At 65.8% G+C, this 19,750-nt stretch carries 19 protein-coding genes; 5 read left to right on the top strand and 14 right to left on the bottom strand.

Features of this window, described 5'->3' with window-relative positions; translation table 11 throughout:
- Positions 1 to 39 precede the first annotated feature (39 nt).
- Entirely contained in the window at positions 40 to 1,044 is a 1,005-nt protein-coding gene (locus tag ACW2Q0_RS19215; protein WP_457192006.1) for an alpha/beta hydrolase, read from the top strand.
- A gap of 352 nt (positions 1,045 to 1,396) precedes the next feature.
- Here the strand turns inward: ACW2Q0_RS19215 and ACW2Q0_RS19210 are convergent, their stop codons facing one another.
- The gene (locus ACW2Q0_RS19210; RefSeq protein ID WP_457192004.1) at positions 1,397 to 2,104 is read right to left on the bottom strand and encodes a hypothetical protein; all 708 of its coding nucleotides are present in this window, start codon (positions 2,102 to 2,104) and stop codon (positions 1,397 to 1,399) included.
- A 297-nt stretch (positions 2,105 to 2,401) separates the two neighbouring features.
- On the opposite strand from ACW2Q0_RS19210, the gene rfbB reads away from it, so the two are divergent.
- Positions 2,402 to 3,409 (top strand): dTDP-glucose 4,6-dehydratase, encoded by a 1,008-nt coding sequence (rfbB, locus tag ACW2Q0_RS19205; protein WP_457192002.1) that lies wholly within the window; start codon positions 2,402 to 2,404, stop codon positions 3,407 to 3,409.
- 6 nt (positions 3,410 to 3,415) lie between these two features.
- Here rfbB and ACW2Q0_RS19200 read toward each other — a convergent pair whose 3' ends face one another.
- The gene (locus ACW2Q0_RS19200) at positions 3,416 to 5,017 is read right to left on the bottom strand and encodes a DUF2142 domain-containing protein (protein WP_457192000.1); all 1,602 of its coding nucleotides are present in this window, start codon (positions 5,015 to 5,017) and stop codon (positions 3,416 to 3,418) included.
- Positions 5,014 to 5,994: a glycosyltransferase gene (locus ACW2Q0_RS19195; RefSeq protein ID WP_457191998.1), complete on the bottom strand. Its 981-nt coding sequence runs from the start codon at positions 5,992 to 5,994 to the stop codon at positions 5,014 to 5,016. The genes ACW2Q0_RS19200 and ACW2Q0_RS19195 overlap by 4 nt, the downstream gene beginning before the upstream one ends.
- Before the next feature lie 193 nt (positions 5,995 to 6,187).
- Here ACW2Q0_RS19195 and ACW2Q0_RS19190 point away from each other — a divergent pair, with 193 nt between their 5' ends.
- Together ACW2Q0_RS19190 and ACW2Q0_RS19185 are read left to right on the top strand one after the other, a co-directional pair.
- Positions 6,188 to 6,661 carry a GtrA family protein gene (locus ACW2Q0_RS19190; protein ID WP_457191996.1) on the top strand — a complete coding sequence of 158 codons (474 nt, stop codon included), beginning with the start codon at positions 6,188 to 6,190 and terminating at the stop codon, positions 6,659 to 6,661.
- A gap of 122 nt (positions 6,662 to 6,783) precedes the next feature.
- Positions 6,784 to 8,679: a glycosyltransferase gene (locus ACW2Q0_RS19185; protein ID WP_457191993.1), complete on the top strand. Its 1,896-nt coding sequence runs from the start codon at positions 6,784 to 6,786 to the stop codon at positions 8,677 to 8,679.
- Positions 8,680 to 8,774: 95 nt separating this feature from the next.
- On the opposite strand, the gene ACW2Q0_RS19180 is transcribed toward ACW2Q0_RS19185, so the two are convergent.
- The 7 genes from ACW2Q0_RS19180 to ACW2Q0_RS19150 form a co-directional block, all read right to left on the bottom strand.
- Positions 8,775 to 9,302 carry an O-acetyl-ADP-ribose deacetylase gene (locus ACW2Q0_RS19180; RefSeq protein ID WP_457191991.1) on the bottom strand — a complete coding sequence of 176 codons (528 nt, stop codon included), beginning with the start codon at positions 9,300 to 9,302 and terminating at the stop codon, positions 8,775 to 8,777.
- Positions 9,303 to 9,365: 63 nt separating this feature from the next.
- Positions 9,366 to 10,217 carry an SDR family oxidoreductase gene (locus tag ACW2Q0_RS19175; RefSeq protein ID WP_457191989.1) on the bottom strand — a complete coding sequence of 284 codons (852 nt, stop codon included), beginning with the start codon at positions 10,215 to 10,217 and terminating at the stop codon, positions 9,366 to 9,368.
- Positions 10,218 to 10,400: 183 nt separating this feature from the next.
- Complete coding sequence (locus tag ACW2Q0_RS19170) at positions 10,401 to 11,138, bottom strand: hypothetical protein (protein WP_457191987.1); 738 nt, start codon at positions 11,136 to 11,138, stop codon at positions 10,401 to 10,403.
- Between the two features lie 197 nt (positions 11,139 to 11,335).
- Positions 11,336 to 12,361 carry a galactofuranosyltransferase GlfT1 gene (glfT1, locus tag ACW2Q0_RS19165; protein ID WP_457191985.1) on the bottom strand — a complete coding sequence of 342 codons (1,026 nt, stop codon included), beginning with the start codon at positions 12,359 to 12,361 and terminating at the stop codon, positions 11,336 to 11,338.
- Between the two features lie 76 nt (positions 12,362 to 12,437).
- Positions 12,438 to 13,277, bottom strand: coding sequence for a galactan export ABC transporter ATP-binding subunit Wzt/RfbE (gene wzt / locus ACW2Q0_RS19160; protein ID WP_457191983.1), 840 nt, complete (start codon positions 13,275 to 13,277; stop codon positions 12,438 to 12,440).
- A gap of 12 nt (positions 13,278 to 13,289) precedes the next feature.
- Positions 13,290 to 14,174, bottom strand: a complete 885-nt coding sequence (wzm, locus tag ACW2Q0_RS19155) for a galactan export ABC transporter permease subunit Wzm/RfbD (protein WP_457192116.1) — start codon at positions 14,172 to 14,174, stop codon at positions 13,290 to 13,292.
- A 320-nt stretch (positions 14,175 to 14,494) separates the two neighbouring features.
- Positions 14,495 to 15,103 (bottom strand): bacterial proteasome activator family protein, encoded by a 609-nt coding sequence (locus tag ACW2Q0_RS19150; RefSeq protein WP_457191981.1) that lies wholly within the window; start codon positions 15,101 to 15,103, stop codon positions 14,495 to 14,497.
- 228 nt (positions 15,104 to 15,331) lie between these two features.
- Between ACW2Q0_RS19150 and ACW2Q0_RS19145 the strand changes: the two genes are divergently transcribed.
- Positions 15,332 to 16,534, top strand: a complete 1,203-nt coding sequence (locus ACW2Q0_RS19145; RefSeq protein WP_457191979.1) for a cysteine desulfurase-like protein — start codon at positions 15,332 to 15,334, stop codon at positions 16,532 to 16,534.
- Positions 16,535 to 16,568: 34 nt separating this feature from the next.
- Here the strand turns inward: ACW2Q0_RS19145 and ACW2Q0_RS19140 are convergent, their stop codons facing one another.
- From ACW2Q0_RS19140 to ACW2Q0_RS19125, 4 genes are all read right to left on the bottom strand, one after another.
- Positions 16,569 to 16,919 (bottom strand): hypothetical protein, encoded by a 351-nt coding sequence (locus tag ACW2Q0_RS19140; protein ID WP_457191977.1) that lies wholly within the window; start codon positions 16,917 to 16,919, stop codon positions 16,569 to 16,571.
- 64 nt (positions 16,920 to 16,983) lie between these two features.
- Positions 16,984 to 17,985, bottom strand: a complete 1,002-nt coding sequence (locus ACW2Q0_RS19135) for an NAD(P)H-quinone oxidoreductase (protein WP_457191975.1) — start codon at positions 17,983 to 17,985, stop codon at positions 16,984 to 16,986.
- Positions 17,986 to 18,174: 189 nt separating this feature from the next.
- Positions 18,175 to 18,750 (bottom strand): PIN domain-containing protein, encoded by a 576-nt coding sequence (locus ACW2Q0_RS19130; protein WP_457191973.1) that lies wholly within the window; start codon positions 18,748 to 18,750, stop codon positions 18,175 to 18,177.
- Positions 18,751 to 18,763: 13 nt separating this feature from the next.
- Positions 18,764 to 19,294: a helix-turn-helix domain-containing protein gene (locus tag ACW2Q0_RS19125; protein WP_457191971.1), complete on the bottom strand. Its 531-nt coding sequence runs from the start codon at positions 19,292 to 19,294 to the stop codon at positions 18,764 to 18,766.
- Positions 19,295 to 19,750: the final 456 nt, after the last annotated feature.

Genomic DNA, 19,750 nt, shown 5'->3' with positions numbered 1-19,750 from the left:
GTCGGATTCGGCGCGCCGGTGTGAGGTAGGAGCGCGATGGTGGCGATCGACGGGAGCGAATTCGACGCGGGTGATCCCGGTCGGTTGATGAATCCGAACGGCCCGAGTGCATCGGCCCGTTTGCTGCTGGCGACCTGCCTCGGTGCGGTGCGGCCGGTGCTGCGGATGCTTCCGGTCAGCCGCGCGAGCATCCTGATCGGCGCCGCGGCGATCGATGGGCTGGCGCGACTGCGGCCGCAGCCGCGCGGTGTCGATCGGGAACAGGTGGTGCTCAACGGTTTTCGGATGGAGATCCTGCGTCCGTCCGGTGGTTCGCGCGCCCTGCGCCACGGCGCGGTGCTGTACATGCACGGCGGCGGCTTCGCCATCTGCGGTCTCGGCACCCATCGCCCGATCGCGGCCGGCCTGGCCCGGCGCACCGGTCTGCCGGTGGTCAATGTCGGCTATCGCCAACTGCCCGGACACACTGTCGCCGCCGCGATCGAGGACTGCCTGACCGCCTACCGCTGGTTGCTGCGGCACGGCGCGGATCCGGCCAGGATCATGTTCGCCGGCGATTCGGCGGGCGGGTTCCTCGCCTTCGCCACCGCACTGCGCGCGATCGGCGCCGGGCTGCCGTCGCCGGGTGGGCTGATCGGGCTGAGTCCACTGCTCGATCTGGATTACCTCGCCAAGCGGGACTATATGAATGTCGTGCGCGACCCCTACCTGCCGCTGTCCGCGCTGGAGGCGGTGGTGCGGATCGGCGCCGAGGTGGACGGGGCGCTGGATCCGCTGGTGTCGCCGGTCAACGGTGCCTTGGCGAGTCTGCCGCCGGTACTGCTGATCACCGCCGAAGACGAAGTGCTGCGCTACGACTGCGAGCTCATGGCCCGCAGGCTGACCGCGGCCGGGGTACCGAACGCGCTGGAGATCTGGCGCGGTCAGGTGCATGCCTTTATGGCTATCGCTCCGAATCTGCCCGAGAGCAGGATGGCACTGGCCCGGGTCTCCCGGTTCGTGCGCGCCCGCCTCGAGCAGTCCCGAAGGGCTCGGACGGCTTGACCTGGATCGGCCGGACGAGTCATGAATCCCGCATCCGGACCTCGCCGTTTCGGTCTCGGTCCGGTGCGGGGTTCTTTCGTCGGATACCGCGCTGTGGATTCCCCTCGGCTCTCCGGAGAATTCCCGGCGGCGCGCACGAGATCGCCGTTTGGTTCAATTCAATTTACTTTTCGTTCACCTGGTAGAGGGTTATTATTTCCCCGCGTCATCGCTCTATCACGGCCCTATCTCGTCTGAAAGTGCCGCCCGGCCGTTTTGGCCGAGCGGCAACCAGCAATGGAAACCCCGCCCGAGCGATGCGCGGGCGGGGTTTCATGGGCTCGTTTTCAGTTGTGTGGAGCCGTTGTCCGACTTACTTGGCAGGGACGAACGGCGCGGTGGTGGTGGCGAAGTACTGGATCGCCGCACCGATCGCGACCGGAGCCGTGATGAAGATCTGACCGGCCAGGGTGCCCAGTGCGCCGACGGCGAGGATGCCGGCGACGCAGCCGATGGCGGCGGCCGGGATGACCGGACCGAACAGGCCGATGATGGTGGCCGAGGCGACGGTCAGCCCGGCGAGACCACCGAGCACGCAGCCGACGGCGCCGCCGCTGAGGCCACCGATCAGGGTGCCGACGGTGGCGCCGGTGCTGATGGTGTCCTTCATACGGTTGAAGGCGGCCACCTCACGGTCGTAGGGGGTCTTGAACGGCGCCTGGTCCTCGAAGGGCAGCGCGACCGGCTTGTAGGTGGCCTTCGCCATGTCGAGCTGCGGGGTGAGGGTGGCGGTGTGGTCGGAGATGTCCGCGGCGATCGGGAACTCGAAGTCGTCGAGGCGGAAGGTGAGCGGGGTGCCCGCGACAGTGGTGCCGTTGGCGGCCTTGATCTTGAGGGTGTTGTCCTCGACGGCCAGCGAGCCGGAGTCGGTCGTGATGATCGACTGGGTGTCGGTCGCGTGGGCGGTGAAGTTGATCGGGGCGTCGGCGGATTCCGCCGGTGCCGCGTTGACGGTGCCCGCGGTGACGCCCATGGCGGCGATCAGCAGGGCCGAAGTCGCGGCGAATTTCCTCATCAGCATTTTGTTTTGGACCTCGATGTGAAGCGTACGGAGGGGACTAGACGATCGAAATCTAGACCAGCTAACGCGTGGTGAACCAGTTGTGACCGTTAATTCAAATTTTGTTCACCATTGCGACTCGCGGTTCGGTGGGCTCTTTGAAATGTGGGCGCTGACCACGGTTTTTCAGAACGAACCAAACCGCGTTTGCGCTCGCCTATCGTGATGAACGTCACAGATTGAAACGCTGGTCGCGCAGGTGAATTGGGCGAGCGGATCCGGCGGCAGCGGGCCGCACGGGCGAAGTAAGGTCATGGGGTGCGACTGCTCGTAACCGGCGGGGCCGGATTCATCGGTGCGAATTTCGTCCAACAGACGGTGGCCGAGCATCCCGACGCCACGGTAACCGTCCTTGACGCGTTGAGCTACGCGGGTAATCGGGCCTCGCTCGACCCGGTGGCCGATCGCATCGACTTCGTGCACGGCGATATCGCTGATCTGGATCTGGTCGACGAGCTCGTCAGCGGTGTCGACGCCGTGGTCCATTTCGCCGCCGAATCGCATAACGACAACTCCCTCGCCGAACCCTGGCCGTTCGTGCAGACCAATATCGTCGGTACCTATTCACTGTTGCAAGCGGTGCGCCGCCACGATGTGCGCTACCACCATATCTCCACCGACGAGGTCTACGGCGATCTCGCCCCGGACGGGCCCGCGTTCGACGAGAACACCCCCTACAATCCGTCCAGCCCCTACTCGGCCACCAAGGCCTCGAGTGATCTGCTGGTGCGCGCCTGGACCCGCTCCTTCGGCGTGCGCGCGACAATCTCCAACTGCAGCAACAACTATGGGCCGTATCAGCATGTGGAGAAGTTCATCCCGCGCCAGATCACCAACCTCATCGACGGGGTGCGGCCGCGGCTCTACGGTGCCGGACATCAAGTGCGCGACTGGATCCACGTCGACGATCACAACCGCGCGGTATGGGACATCCTGGAGCGCGGGCGAATCGGCCGGACCTATCTGATCGGCGCGGACAGTGAACTCGACAACAAGTCCGTGGTGCGGATGATCCTCGCCGCCTTCGACCGAGATCCGGACGATTTCGACCACGTCACCGACCGGGCGGGTCACGATCAGCGCTACGCGATCGATGCGACGCTGCTGCGCACCGAACTCGGTTGGACACCACGTTATTGCGACTTCGCCGCCGGGCTCGCCGCGACCATCCGGTGGTACCGCGACAACGAATCCTGGTGGCGCCCAACCAAAGCCGCGACCGAGCGCGCCTACGCCGAGGCCGGCGAAAGCACCATCGACGCCTGAACCCGATCAGCCCCAGACGATCGAGTAGTACTTCCAGAGCGCGGCGATCAGCGCTACCACGGTGGCCGCGATAACCGCGACGGCTGGGCCCTTGGTCGGGGTCCGGCCGTGGATATCGGTGAGCCGCAACGGCATCCAACGCAGTAGCACCACGAGGGCGATGATCGCCAACGGTACGAAGTACCGGCCCTGGACGCCGTCGATGATGTAGTAGCCGACCGGCGTGAACGACATGTACAGCGTCACGTAGATCATCGCGACGCTCGCGAGCACCGTCAGTGCGACGATCAGCGTGCGCCGGATAGTGGCGGTCGCGGCATTCATCCGATCCGCGATGCCGACGCTGACCGCGAAGGCCAGCAGGCAGGCCAGCATCGACAATGCGGGGACATCGATGTAGGCGAAGCCGAGTTCACCGAAGAACTGGATGAACCACCGCTGATCGCGCAGTGCGATGCTCTCGCCGAAGGTGCTCACGAAATTCAGCGGGTCGGTGAGGATGCCGTGCAACTGATCGCCCGGCCGCACCGAATGCCATTGATGCTGTGGGCGCATCAGGCCCATACCGTCGCCGGTCGGCGCGGCGATCTTCATCCAGACCGCGAAGGCCAGCGCGCCCAGTGCCGCGAAACCCCATGGGATGAAACGCTTCCAGCCGGACTCGCCGCCGAAGGCGAATCGGTTCGTCGGCACCACCACCACAAGCATGGCGAGCAGCACATAGGTCGGCTTGCTGACCGGCAGCAGCAGGGTCGCGGCCAGCAGAGCGGCCGTCTCGGTGCGGCCGAGACCGTCACCCAGGAACAGCGCCTTGACCAGCAGGGCCGAAACCAGAATGGCCAATGCGTTGGTCAGCGTGTCGGCGGTGACGGTGCCCGCCTGAAAGACCGCGATCGGCAGCACGGCCACGGTGAATGCCAGCCACTGCACCCGGTGCGCGCGCAGAGCCCACAGACCGAATCCGGCCAGCGCGAGGTAGACGGCCAAGCCCGCGAGGCGGGTCAGCAGCATCATGGCGCCGACATTCAGTCCGAATAGTTCCGCGACCCGGATACCAACGGCCGCCGGAATATACGGCACCGGCGAGTACGCCGCGGTGTTGGTGAACCAGACCGGCTCCCGCGCCTTCGAAACCGCGGCGCCCTCCATCCGGGCGTAGCTGCCGGGATCGGCCACCATCTGATCCGGTTCCCCCGGATTGGTGGTGTAGTCCTGCAGCGCGTAGCCCATCAGCTGGGTAATGCTGATCGGCACGTCGCCACCGTAGGCGATGCCGCGATCGTCGTGGATCCGCTGCGGCCGCAAGCCACCGTGCGCGACCTGGTAGGCGCGGCCGAACTGGGTGATTTCGTCGTGGCCCCAGAACGGCGGGGTGATCCAGGCGAACAGTGCGCCGAAGACCGAGGCGACGATGGCGAAGGCGACCGTCGCCGCACCGAAGCGGGCCACGATCCGGCGTCCCACATCGCGCGCCGCATCGGTCGTCGGATTCGGTCCGTTCGAATCGGGTTCGGCGGCAGCGGATTCGGCCGCGGCGGCACCGTCGGCCGCGGCCGGCTCCGGTCCGGAGGTCGAGGCGGCTGCGGATCGATCCGCCGAGGTGGTCAACGCCCGGCTCCACCGGTGCGTGCGTCACCACCACGCGCGTCGTCCGCGCTGACGGCCGAGTAGCGCAGGTAGACCAGCCGGGCGGCCTCGTGTCGGGAGCGGCGGATGCCATCCAGGATCAGACCGGCGGTCCAGGCCAGGCTGCCGAGCAGCAGCAGGGTGAAACCCAGGAACAGCGTCGGGAACCGGGGCACCTGGTGGGTGTCGTAGAACTCGACGACGATCGGAATGGTCAGGATGATCGAGACCAGCCAGCTCAGCGTGCCGAACAACCCGTAGAAGGCGACCGGCCGCTCATGTCTGGCCAAGCCGATGATCAGTGCGAGGATCTTGAAGCCGTCGTGGTAGGTGCGCAGCTTGCTCTCACTGCCCGCGGGCCGATCGCGGAAGCCCACCGAAACCGCGGTCTGCGGCACCCGCAGATGCAGGGAATGCACGGTCAGCTCGGTTTCGATCTCGAATTCGCGCGAAACGGCCGGGAAGCTCTTCACGAACCGGCGCGAGAACACCCGGAACCCGCTGAGCATATCGTCGACGTTCTCGCCGAATACCTTTCCGACCACGCCGTTGAGCACTTTGTTACCGGTCTCGTGGCCGGAGCGGTACGCCGAGGCGCCCTCGTCCTGTTTGCGGACGCCGAGCACATGGTCGTATGGACCGTCGAGGAGTGTCTTGATCATCAGCGGTGCGGCCGACGCCTCGTAGGTGTCGTCGCCGTCGATCATCAGATAGATATCGGCCTCGATATCGGCGAAGGCGCGGCGTACTACATTGCCCTTGCCCTTGGTGTGTTCGTGGCGCACGATCGCACCGGCGGCGCGCGCCCGCTCGGCGGTCGCGTCGGTGCTGCGGTTGTCGTAGACGTAGACGACGATTCCCGGCACGGCGGCCTGCAGGTCGGCGACGACCTTGGCGACCGAAGCCTCCTCGTTGTGGCATGGCACCACTGCGGCAATTCGGAGCTCGGTGGAGTCCACCCGGTCAATCCTCGATGTCGGCGGTGAATGGGGAACACCGGGAGGGTACAGGGCTGCACCGGGTCGGTGCTCACTCGGTTCGCCGAGCCTACTGGGGTACCGTCGCCGGGTGTCTTATCCGGAGCAGCCCGTGTCATTCTCCGAACGATCCGGCGCACCGCACTCGACGCCGAGCCTTGACCAGGGACAACCGGTGCAAGAGCCGCTGACCGCGAAGGTGATCGCCGCACTGCGGCGCGGCGGCGCCTTTCTGGTGGTCGGCGCGATCGGCTTCCTCGTCGACGCGGGCACCTACAACCTGCTGGTGTTCTGGGGTGGTGCGGGCGTGCTGTACCACGCGCCGCTGCCCGCCAAGATCATCGCGATCGCGGTGGCCACCGTGGTGACCTACTTCGGCAACAAGTGGTGGACCTTCGGGCACAAGAAATCCGACAATCCTGCGCGCGAGTACCTGTTGTATGCCATATTCAACGTGATAGCTATCGGCCTGCAACTAGGTTGTCTCGGCTTCTCCCGGTACGTGCTCGACCTGTCATCGCCACTATCGGACAACATATCCGGCACGCTGATCGGCCAGATCGTCGCGGTGGTATTCCGCTACTGGGCCTACGGAAAATTCGTATTCGTCGGCACCGAGGGCGTATCAGCTAATAGTAAGCAACCGTAACCGGCGGGACCGCCAGGTTCCTGGACAGGCAGTTGGCGAGCCCGATTGGTATCGTCGCACCCGCCGCGAAGGCATCCAGGGGCGTGCTTGTCCCGTCCGCACCAAACGATTTCGAGGACTTCATGGATCAGTCGGCTACCCAGGCTGTTACCGAGACAAATGATCGACCTTCGACGGCGCCCGCCTCGCTGCGCGTCGATCACCAAGCGCCCGATCGGCTGGTGCTGCAGCGCGGCATCTTCACCGGTCCGTCGGCGAAGGTCAGCGACGAGCTGTATGCCGTCGTCAAGGGTCGCGCCCATCGGGAACGCCTGGAGCTGAGACTGGACAAGGGCGCATCCGCGCATACCAACACCTACTTCGGGCGGTTCGCGGCCAGCTACTGGCAGCGTTGGACGACGGTCACCGAGGTCTGGGCGACCATGGTGCTCGATGTGACCAAGAAGGCCCGCGTCCGGCTGGTCGCCTCCGATATCGCCGGACACCGCCGGATCATCGACACCGCCGAACTCACCGCGAGCGGCCCGCTGACCCTGACCGCACCGCTGGACCAGTACGTCGACGGCGGCGCGCTGTGGCTCGAATTCGATGCCATCGGTGGTGAACTCGGCATCTCCGCGCAGACCTGGACCGCCCCCGCCCCCGACCGTATCCGCCCCGTCGCCATCGCGATCTGCACCTTCAACCGGGCCGCGGACTGCGCCGAGACGGTCGCCGCGCTGGCCTCCGACGCCCCGATTCTCGAGGCCATCGACGCGGTCTACGTGGTGGATCAAGGCACCGATCTGGTCGAGAACCAGGTGCGCTTCCAGCAGACGCTGCCGATCTTCGGTGACAAGCTGCGCTACATCCGGCAGCCGAATCTCGGTGGTGCGGGTGGGTTCACCCGTGGCCTCTACGAGGTGTCCGCGGTCAACGAGCACGCCGATGTCATCCTCATGGACGATGACATCCTCTGCGAACCGGAAACGGTATTGCGGCTCAATGCCTTCGCCAATCTGACCGTCGAACCGACGCTGGTCGGTGCGCAGATGTTGTTCCTGCTCAACCCGGATTACCTGAATGTCGGCGCCGAGGAAGTGCATCTGCACAAACTCCAGCACGGCCAGAAGGTGCCGAAGGCATTGCGCAACACCAGCATGCTCAAGAAGAACCAGGAGCGCCGCGTCGACGCCGGCTACAACGCCTGGTGGACCTGCCTGATCCCGGCCGAGGTGGTCGCGAAGATCGGGCTGCCGGTGCCGATCTTCTTCCAGTGGGACGATGTCGAATACGGCATCCGGGCCCGCGAGCACGGGTTCGTCACGGTGACGCTGCCGAATGCCGCGGTGTGGCACGCGGACTTCTACTGGAAGGACTACGACGATTGGGCGCGCTACTTCAGCACGCGCAACTCGTTGATCGTCGGTTCGCTGCACACCGATCTCGATGGCAAAGCCGTTACCCGCCAGCTGTTCCGGAATCTGGCCGAACAGCTGGTCGCCATGCAGTACGGCCTCGTGCACACCACGCTGCAGGGCATCGAGGACTTCCTGCAGGGGCCGAAGGTACTGCGCGACGGTGGCATTGCCGCGCTGGCCGCCGCCCGCACCAGCCGCGCCGATTACACCGAGACCATCAAGCATCCCGCCGCGACCCCGCCGGTGCGCTCGGCCGACATCCACTTGCGTCGTGCCGGTGGCGAACCGAGCCGGGTTACCGCGGTGCTGATCAAGCGGGCCATCGCCCAGTGGACCGGGCGCACCCAGCACGGCCTGATCGGCGTCACGCGCGAGGACGCGCACTGGTGGCACGTATCGCTGTTCGACCACGTCGTCGTCACCGACGCCTCGCAGGCCGGTGTCCGGGTCCGGCAGCGCGATAAGGCGCGCGCTCGCGCCCTGCTCATCCGCACGATCCGCGTCCTGCGCCGGTTGCGTCGCGAACTGCCTGACCTCACCCGCCAGTACCGCGCCGCAATGCCCGAGCTGACCAGCCGCGAAAACTGGGAGCGCCTCTACGGCATCAAGCCGAACTGAGGCGGTTTCTCCGGCGTCGCCGCGCACCAGTTCGTGCTGGTGTGCGGCGGGCAAACCTGCGCGACGTAGGTCGGATGGCGTGGCGGACCGTGCGCTCAGCGCAGCGCGTTTTCGAATGCGCTGTATGCGCGCTGATCGAAGAGGACGAAGCGAACTTCCGTCACATTCGTAGACGCTTGGCGCACCGTCTCGATGGCGATCCGCGCGCCGTCACCGATCGGCCAGCGGTAGATGCCGGTCGAGATGGCCGGGAACGCGACGGTGCGCGCGCCCAATTCGTCTGCCACGCGCAGTGATTCGCGATAGCAGGAGGCGAGCTGGGCGGAGCGGTCCGCGCTGGCCGACCACACCGGCCCGACGGTGTGGATGACCCACCGCGCGGCCAGCAAGCCCGCGGTGGTGGCGACGGCCCGACCCGTTGGCAGCCCCTTGCCGTACTGCGATGCGCGCAACTTCCGGCAGGCATCGAGAATTTCCGGGCCGCCGGCTCGATGGATGGCGCCGTCGACCCCGCCGCCGCCGAGTAGCGATGAATTGGCCGCGTTGACGATCGCGTCGACCACCTGCTCGGTGATGTCGCCGCGGACCAGCGTGATATCGGCCGGGTTCGGCTGTCCAGTCACATCATCGACGGTAGTGGATGGGCGCGGGGTGCATCGTCGGCCACGCGCCCACCCAGGGTCGGGTCAGAGGAACAGGTCGGCGGTCAGTTCGGCGTCGCCGGGGACGGCGCGGTATTTGTCCAGGTCGGTGATGCCGTGTGCGGCGAGGACCTCGTCATCGAGGAAGAAGTTGCCGCTGTTGTCCTTCGACGGCGAGGTGAGGACCAGATAGGCGGCATCGGCGTAGATATCGGGGGTGCGGGAGGTGGCGATCATCTCCTCGCCGCCGAGCAGGTTCTTGACCGCGGCGGTGGCGATGGTGGTGCGCGGCCACAGTGAGTTGACGGCGATGCCGTCGCCCTTCAGCTCCTCGGCCAAACCCAGTGTGGTGAGCGACATTCCGTACTTGGCAATGGTGTAACCCAGTGCCATGCCCGCCCATTTCGGGTCCAGGTTGAGCGGCGGGGACAGGGTCAGGATGTGCGGATTGCGGCCCGCCGCGGCCGATGCGCGCAGTGCGGGAATGCTGAGCTTGGAGAGCAGGAAGCTGCCGCGGCAGTTGATGTCCTGCATCAGGTCGTACTTCTTCATAGAGATGGCGTCGGTGGGCGAGAGGTCGATCGCGGACGCATTGTTGACGACGATATCGATGCCGCCGAACCGCTCGACGGTCTGGCGCACGGCCTCGGCGACCGACTCATCGATGCGCACATCGCCGACGAAGGGCAGTACCGCACCGCCCGCCGCCTCGAGCTCGGCCGCGGCGGTGTGAACGGTGCCGGGCAGCTTCGGATGCGGCTGGTCGGTCTTCGCGATCAGGGTGATGTTCGCGCCGTCGGCGGCGGCCCGCTTGGCGATCTCCAGACCGATGCCACGGCTGCCGCCCGACATGATCATCGTCTTGCCCGCGAGTGGCTTCGAACCCGGTTCCGTCATGACCTGCTCCTGTCGTCTGTGCCGCCGGGAGGTGCGCCCGCGGCCGTGCCGACCCGTGCGTGCGACCCTGCGAGCAGTCGCCGACGGGTGTGTGCCGGTTAAGCGTAACGCAGGCAAATATGCAACCAGTTGCATAAGGAGCGCGAAGAAAGGGCGCCGGAACCCGACGCCCTTTCGACGCGGTCAGATGCTGGCGGCTCCAGCGATCAACACGACATTCAGCAGGATCAGCAATGCCGCGACGGCCCAGCTGATGTAGATGAAGATGGCGCCGGGCGTCTTCTGTGGCACCGGGCCGATCGCGCCGTTGAGGAAGACGATCGCGGGCGGCTTGTAGTAGAACCGCGCGCCCTGACCTTCTTGAATCGACGCGGTCGCATTCGCCTGGCCCATCTCGAACAGCCAGGGCGTGGTCACCTTCACGTGATACTGGCCAGGACCGACCGGAATGTGGTTCTGGCCCCACCGCGTATTGGGCACCTGCTGACCGTTGATCAGGATCTTCGGCTTGGTGATCGCCAACAGGAAGGCGAACCACTCATAGGAGGCGTCCACGGTGATGCCCGGCGGGGCCGGGGCCTGCTGCGGACCCGGTTGCCCAAAGGGCGCGGGCGGCTGTCCATACGGCTGCTGCCCATAAGGCTGAACGGGCTGACCGTACGGCTGCTGCCCATCAGGCTGAACGGGCTGACCGTACGGCTGCGGCTGGCCGTACTGCGGTTGCGGAATATGCGGCTGACTGCCGTACGGCGGTTGCGGCACCTGCGGTTGGCTGACCGGCGGCTGCCCGGCGGGATACGGGTACTGCGGTGGCGCACCATAGGGATTCGGCGTGCCCTGCGGCGCTGGCTGACCATACGCGGGCTGTCCGGGCCATTGCCCGGGCTGACCCGGAGGCGGATACCCGCCGGGGTAACTCATCGGAACCCTCCCGTTAAGCGATTTGTGCGTGCCGACCCTACCGTGCCGGTGCGCTGTCCGCTTTCCCACGCGGCTACGCGGGCTCCGTTCCCGGCCGAGGATTCGCGAGTGTCAGCGCCGCGAGCCTTACCTGCACCTTCAGGCGTGCGAAGGAAGTCGAGGAAGGAATCCTTCGTCGACGAGCGCGCTCGAGCAACCTATCCTTCGTTGGGGGCTTTCTCCTCGGGGGTCGGCTTGCCGAACTGCTCGTTGCGGCCCAGGCTGCGCAGGTGGAACCATTCGCGCAGACCGGCCGGATCGCGACGGGTGACCAGGAAGAACCAGGAGAAGCGAATCCATTCCTGAGGCAGCAGTTTGCGCATGCCGGGTTGCGACATCAGGTAGCCGCGGTTGCGGTAGGTGAAGTAGCGCTTGATCGGGTCGTCCGGGTACTGGGTGTGCATGCGGCCGCCGAGGATCGGCTTGAATTCGGCGGCGCCGTTGGGGTGCAGGTAGGCCGTCTGTAGGCAGGTGCCGAATGCCAGACCGGAGCGGACCAGCCTGCGGTGTACCTCCACCTCGTCGCCGCGCACGAATAGCCGCAGGTCCGGAACGCCGATCAGATCGACCGCTCGGGCGGAGATCAGCGCACCGTTGAAGAGCGAGGCGATGCCGGGCAGGAAGTCCTCATCGCCCAGTTCGGAACGTAGCCGCCGCCAGACCACGCCGCGGCGCAGCGGGAAGGCGAGTCGATCGGGTTCGTCGATATCGCAGACCACCGGCGATACCTCGACCAAACCGTGTCGGCTCGCGCAATCGAGCAGCGTGGCAAGCACTTGCGAGCCGTCGGGGCGGCCGTCGTCGTCGGCCAGCCACACCCAATCCGCGCCGAGGGTCAGCGCATGCAGCATGCCGAGCGCGAAACCGCCCGCGCCGCCGAGATTGTGCGCCGAACCGAGGTAGGTGGCCTCGATCGGTTGCTGGGCGACCAGCTCCGCGACCTCGGGCTCATTGGCATTGTCGACCACGATCAGGTGGTCCACCGGGCGGGTCTGGGAGACAAGGACTTTCAGCGATTCGGCGAGCAGTTCGCGGCGCTTGTGTGTGACGACAACGGCGACAATTTTGGCCTCGGGACCGGTGCCGGCCGGGGTGCGGGCGGCCTCGATCTGCGCTGGTGAGGGGTCATCGGCCAGGTCGTCCGTGGTTGCGCGGGCCGGCTCCTTCGGGCCCTGTCCGCTCATTGCGCCCCCTCGCTGACACCCGGCGGCGCCACGAGCGGTCGCCCGGCTGCTTTGATTGCTCGCTCGCTGCGCACGCTCACGCCTGATTCCGCTCCAATTCTCGCTCGGTTCCCATTTTTCGTTCCGCTTCCATTTCGCGCAGCACCGTAGCGACGTGATTGCCCGCGTCCGGGCCCTCATAAGCGCGCACCACTTCTTCGATACCGCCGCGCAAGCGGATCTGCCCGTGGTCGACCCACATGGCGGTATCGCAGAGCTGGGCGAGAAATTCGTTGGAATGGCTGGCGAACACCAGGATGCCCGAGCGGGCCACCAGTGATTGCAACCGGATACGAGCCTTCTTCATGAATTCCGCATCCACCGCGCCGATACCCTCGTCGAGCAGCAGGATCTCGGGATCGATGGAGGTCACCACGCCCATCGCCAGGCGCACCCGCATACCGGTGGAATAGGTGCGCAGTGGCATCGACAGATATTCGCCGAGTTCGGTGAATTCGGCGATCTCATCGATCTTCGACAGCATCTGCTTGCGCGTCTGTCCGAGGAAAAGCCCACGGATGATGATGTTCTCGAAGCCGGAGATCTCCGGATCCATACCGACGCCGAGGTCGAATACCGGCGCGACCCGACCACGGATGCGGGCGCTGCCGCGCGAGGGCTCATAGATTCCCGAAAGCAGCCGCAGCAGTGTCGATTTGCCCGCGCCGTTATGTCCGACCAGGCCGATCCGGTCGCCCTCTTTGAGCGAAAGGGTGATGTCGCGCAGCGCCTCGACCACCACCACATCGGATTGATTGCGACCGATCGCACCGCCCGCCTTGCCGAGGAAGGCCTTTTTCAGCGACCGCGATTTGGCGTCGAAGATCGGGAATTCGACCCACGCCTGGCGGGTTTCGATACTCACATGGTCGGTCATCGGCCCGATCTCCTATACCCAGTACGGCACGCGCGAACGGTACTTCTTCATGGCGAAGATCGCCGCGATCCAGCCGACCACGGTGATGGTGCCGACGATCACCCAGTGATACAGATGCTGATCATCGCCGAGCAGCGGTGCACGGACGATCTCCAGGTAATGGAAGGTCGGGACGATTTCGGCCAGCTTCGCGCGCTCGCTCACCTGACCCCCCTGGGCTTGCAGGCTTTTGGTATTCCACATGACCGGTGTGAGCACGAACAGCATGAGCGTGAGACTGCCGAGGATCGGCGCGATATCACGGTATCGGGTGCTGAAGATGCCGAACACGATCGAGACCCACATCGAGTTGAGGAATATCAGCCCGAGTGCCGGAATCGCGAGAATGGCGGTCCAGTGCAGTTTTTCCCAGACACCGAATGCGACCAGCACCACCAGATAAATCAGCATGTTGTGCGCGAAGAACAGCAGCTGCCGCCAGACCAGTCGATAGACGTGCACACTCAGCGCCGACGGCAGCTGTTTGATCAGCCCCTCATTGGCGATGAAGACCTCCGAGCCCTCGAGGATGCTGGCCTGGATCACATTCCAGACGATGATGCCGACGGCCACGTACGGCAGATAGGACTTGATCGACTGGCCGAGCAGCGCGGAGTACAGAATGCCGATCGCGGCGGCCTGCACACCGGTCGCGATGGTGATCCAGAACGGACCGAGCACCGAGCGCCGATAGCGCTGCTTGATGTCCTGCCAGCCCAGTGACAGCCACAGCTCGCGCTGCGCGAAGCCGCCGCGGAAATCCTTGAACGCGCGGCCGAAGGTCTCCGAATCCGAGATGATCGGGGTCGCCAGCGCGGCGGCCCGCTCCGACGAGGACTGGTCCGCGTCGGCGCTCACCGGATTCTCCGGCGCGATGTCTTCTTCGGGAGGTACGGAGGTCTCATCGGAACTCTTGTCGGTACGCGCTTGGCTGGTATCTGAACGCACTGAACCCTCTTCAGGACGATCCGAGCTCTCATCGGGACGCGCCGTATTCACATCGGAGACCGAGTCGGGGCGGGCGGCGGCGGACGGCACGGTGCACGACACTACCCTCGCGAATCCCCGCGGCGTGAGCGGCAGGGCCCGGAGGCGGTAGCGGAGCGTAACCACGTAGGGCCCTGCGATTGCCGCAAATCAGACGCCGCCGTCCCGGCCGGCGCTCGACTCGGAGCCACTCAGAGATATTGTCCGGATCCGCCGGTCGCCGGGTTCGACTGGCTCCCGCGCGGGTCGGCCGCGTGCAGACCGGGCGGCAGCGCACCCTGACGCATCTGTTCCAGCTGCGCCCGCGCCGCCATCTGCTGAGCGAACAGTGCCGTCTGGATGCCGTGGAAAAGACCTTCCAACCAGCCGACGAGCTGGGCCTGAGCAATGCGCAGTTCGGCGTCGGAGGGGACCGCGTCATCGGTGAACGGCAGCGTGAGCCGCTCCAGTTCTTCGCGCAATTCCGGTGCCAGACCCTGTTCGAGTTCGCGCACCGAGGATTTGTGGATCTCGCGCAGGCGGGTCCGGCTGGCATCATCCAACGGAGCCGCGCGGACCTCCTCCAGCAATTGTTTGATCATGGTCCCGATGCGCATGACCTTCGCGGGCTGCTCGACCATATCGGCGAGCGATTCCTCGGCTTCGCCCTTATTGTCCGCATTGCCGGATTTCTCATTGCCGTCGGAAACGACCTGCGCGGTGAAGGGCGTGTCCGAGCCGGACTCGACGGGAATGGCCAGCGGCCGCCCGTCGGGCCCGATCACGACAATGGATTCAGGGGCTCCATCCGATTGCGTCATGGTCCCTATCATGTCGTGTCCGCCGCGAACGCGCTAAGCCGGTCGCGTTCGGTCAGGTCACCGGGTCGGTGCCGCGGCGCAGCGGTGGCGTCTATTCTGTTCGGGTCGTGTGGTTCGGATTTGCTGAAAGTCGGTTGCCATGCTGAGTCCCAGTTCGCTGCACCCCCGCGCGCCGGTGAGAGGGAACGCGGTTACCCAGGCTCGCCCGCTGCCCTTAGAGTGGCCAACATGACTTACGACGTCGCACGGGTTCGGGGCCTGATACCGTCCCTGGGCGACGGCTGGATCCACCTCGACCCGCAGGGCGGAATGCTGGTCCCGGATTCGGTATCTCGTGCCGTATCAACAGGTTTCCGAACCTCTTCGTTCTCCCATATCGGCCGCAATGGTGCCGCCGTTCGCAGTGCCGCGATTCTGGAGGCGGCGCGCGAGGCCGTCGCGGATCTCGTCGGCGGCGATCCGGCGGGCGTGGTCCTCGGACCGGACCGCGCGGTTCTGTTGGCCTGGTTGGCGGAGTCGCTGAGTTCGCGGCTCGGCCTCGGCACCGGGATAGTGCTGTCGCGATTGGATGATGAGGCGAACGTCGCGCCGTGGTTGCGGATCGCGAATCGCTACGGCGCGCATGTGCGCTGGGCCGAGGTCGAGATCGAGACCTGTGAGATGCCGTCATGGCAGTTCGAGGAATTGATCGGCCCGACCGCGCGGCTGGTCGCGCTGACCGCGGCGTCGCCGATCGTCGGTTCGGCGCCCGCGGTGCGGGTCGCGGCGGATCGGGTGCACGAGGTGGGTGGTCTGCTCGTCGCCGATTGCTTCGGCGCCGCGCCCTATGCCCTCATCGATATCGACGAACTGAATGCCGATGTGATCGCGTTGAGTGCGCCCGCTTGGGGTGGTCCACAGATCGGCGCGCTGGTCTTTCGCGATCCGGCCTTCCTGGACCGAATTCCGTCGATGTCGTTGAACCCCTATGCGAAAGGCGCCGAACGCCTCGAGGTCGGCGGCCACCAATACGCCCTGCTCGCCGGGCTGACCACCTCCATCGACTTCCTCGCGGGCCTGGACGAGCGTGCCCGTGGCACCCGCCGCGAGCGCCTGGAAATCTCCATCACCTCGCTGCAGGACTACCACGATCAACTCTTCGAGCACCTGATGGATGTGCTCGACAAAATCTCCGACCTGACCGTGATCGGCCGCGCCTCCACCCGCATCCCCACTGTCAGCTTCACCTTGGCGGGCATGCAGGCCGAAAAGGTAGCCGCCAGACTCGCCGATGCCCGCATCGGCACCATCAGCGGCGTCCACGGCGGCAGCCGTCTCCTGGACGCCCTGGGCGTCAACGACGAAGGCGGGGCGGTCACCGTCGGCTTGGCCCCGTACACAACGAGATTCGAGATCGATCAACTCGGTCGGGCGCTGGCCGCGCTGGAGTGAATGCGGCCGCGTCGAGGTGAGTGACGGCCGCTGGTCAGTATCGCTTCGGCTGACCCCACTGATTGCTCGGCCGCTCCGGCATCGTGTCGCCGCCCTCGCGGGGCGCGACCGCGTCGGCCGGCGCGATGAAGTCCAGATAGATCCACTGCCCATTGGTCTCGACCGGCACCTCGATGCTGGCCACCCAACGCCCGTCCACGAGGCGATGCCACGCCCGCTGCCTGGCGGCCATCCGCCCGGACAGGACGAGACCGTACTTCTTGACCCGCGCCGACACCTCGCGCGGCGGCGATCCTTCCGGTGGAAGCACGCGATCGATGTCGACGTAGATCGGCAGCAACGGTGAGTACGGCCGCCAGACGTCTCGATGTCGATTATCGAACATATATTCGAGTATGGCATCGATGATGTGTCATGCAAACGTCGCGTGCGGAGTTCCGCTGGCGGACTCAGGCGTCGTGGATGTTCAGGATTACCTTGCCGAAGGTCTCGGAGGAGTCCAGGAGGCGGTGGGCCTGCGTGGCTTCGGTGATGGGTAGTTCGGCGTGGATGACCGGGGCGATGGTGCCCTCGGCGATCAGCGGCCAGATGTGGCGGTTCAGTTCGGCGATGATGGTGGCCTTGCTGTGGGGGCCGGTAGTCGGGCGGTTGCGGACGTTATTGGCGTGAATCGTGCCCCATTTGGACAGCAGCGCACCGAGATTCAGCTCGGCGCTGACGCCACCCTGCATGCCGATCACCACCAGGCGGCCGTGCGGTGCCAGCGCATCGACGTTTCGTGACAGGTAGGCGGCACCCATGATGTCGAGGATGATGTCGGCGCCGGGACCGCCGGCACCGTCCTCGGCGCGGATCGCGGCCACGAAGTCGTCCTCGCGGTAGTTGATCAATACGCTCGCGCCCAATTCGCGGCACCGCTTCAGCTTCTCCGCCGAGCCCGCGGTAACCGCCACCCGCGCGCCCTGGCTCACCGCGACCTGAATGGCGTGGGTACCGATTCCGCTGCCGCCACCGTGGATCAGTACCAACTGGCCCGCGTCCAGCCCGGCGGTCATCGCGAGATTCGACCAGACCGTCGCAGCCGCCTCGGGCAGCGCGGCCGCCGCCCTCAGGTCGAGCCCGGCGGGCACCGGCAGCACCTGGGTCGCCGCAACCGCGACCTTCTCCGCATACCCGCCCCCGGACAGCAGCGCACACACCCGATCGCCGCCGCGCCAATCCCGCACACCAGCACCGACCTCGGCGATGATCCCCGAACACTCCAACCCCATGACCTCACTGGCCCCTGGCGGCGGCGAATAGAACCCCCGCCGCTGCAGCAGATCCGCGCGATTCACTCCCGCCGCGGCGACCTCGATCAGCACCTCCCCGTGCCCGGGCACCGGATCCGCCGCCTCGCCCCACTCCATCACCTCGGGTCCCCCGAACCCGTTCAGCTCGATCGCGCGCACCGCCCCATCTTGCCTCGCCGCCAGCAATATGGCGAGCTGCCTGCGCGGATGGGACTGAGACCCGCGATGCGGTACTCCTCGGCAACCACGGATGCGCGGAGGGTTTGGCTCAGCGTGACATCGTCCAGCGCGAAAAACCTGCCCTGACCAGAATTTCCGTCGTATTTTCCGCCGATGCGACGGCGATCCCTAGCGTGCGTTGCGCATTAATTCGACGGCCTCGAACATCGAGTAGCGGTCGATCAGCTGCTGCAGCACTTGGTCCACGGTTTCAGGTGGGGTGCGGCGGCGCGCGACCATGGTTTCGACGGCGTGGAGCGCGAGTTCGGGGGACACAGCAGCGGTGTTGGCCACGAACTGCGCGGGCTTCAGGATCTGAACGTGCTTCGGTACAAGGTCCAGCGGGAAGTCCCGCACGTTGTTCGTCACGATGGCGCCGCCACCTCCGACAACTGCAGCGGCTAGCACGTGCTCGTCGTCGGGATCGGGTAGCCCGAATGTGCCCTCGTGGGGCTCCCAGCCTTCCACGAGGGCATCATCGAACGCGGACTTCATCATCCCGACGAGTCGTTTGGCGCGCGCAGCGGCGGTCTGAGGATCGGCATCAGTTCGCTCCATGAGCTTGCGGGCCTCGTGGAACTCCAGTTCCTCGAGGATCGTGTCCGACCACAGCGGTCGATACAGTCCCTCGATTGCCAGTGAGAGCAGGAAGTCGCGCTGCAGGCTCGGCCACAGGACGCACGTGTCCAGTACGACGGCGAACATGCCGAAGATTGTTTCAGCCCTTGGTCTTTCGACGCTGGGCAACCGCTCGCCGAGCCTGGCGCAGCTGTTCCTGGATCGTTTCCGGGTCGTCCTCGGCGTCGATGTCGACCTCCGTAGCTGCCAGGAAGTCGTACTGACGCTGGCGGCGAGCGGCGCGGTACTGCAGCACGTCATCAAGCCGCAGCCGATGCCGAGTGCCGACGCGCTCGGCGGGCAGCTCGCCCTTCTCGATGAGGCGTTTCACCGTCGGGCGGCTCACCCCGAGCACGTCGGCGGCCTGCTGCGAAGTCAGTGCCATGCTTCGCGGCCCCACGGTCACAGCCCGACCGGCCAGCAAAGCGGTCACGACCTGCTTCAGTGCTTCATGCACTTCCTGCGGAAGCTCGATCCGATCGTGCTCGTCGACACCCACCAGCGCATAGCTCGGTCGCGCTTCGGCGTCCAGCTTCTGTTCGTGCGTAGCCAGGAAGCTGAGAACGGTTGCGAACTTCTCGCGGTCCTCAGCTGGCAGGAAAGTCTGTTCCTTCAACGCAGGCACCGTCATATGACACCTCCTTGGCCTCTCGCTGTTTCGAACGTTACAGACGATGTTTCGAAACGTTCGAATAGTGTCGCATCTTTGTGTAATCCTGCGCAAGCCTGTGCGGGCAAAATGTAAGCAGTGCGTCCCCGACTGGCACAAGCGCAAGATCGCCGATCAGGAGAAGTGCGTCAGCCAATGGTATGACGCCGATCGGGTCCGTCCCGTCGTCGCCGAGTAGGCAGCCGCCGTGACAGCAGCTGCTCAATCGGATGGCAGCAGACGGGGAGCCCTCACCCGACCAGGATCCGGGTGAGGGCCCCGCTATGTCTGGCAGCTGGAGCATCGGGCTGTCTGCTGAGGCCGGCGGTACCAGTCTCCGAACTTGCGTGGGTTCGCGTTGCTGCGGCCGCGCCGCTTCGCACTGGCGTCGGGTCGCATGCCGACGGCGCAGGCTCCTCAGGTGGTTGATTGATCGTC

It is taken from the genome of Nocardia citri, from assembly GCF_054065835.1.
Note: the sequence above shows the minus strand (reverse complement) of the source record. Positions and strands in the feature narration are given on the sequence as shown.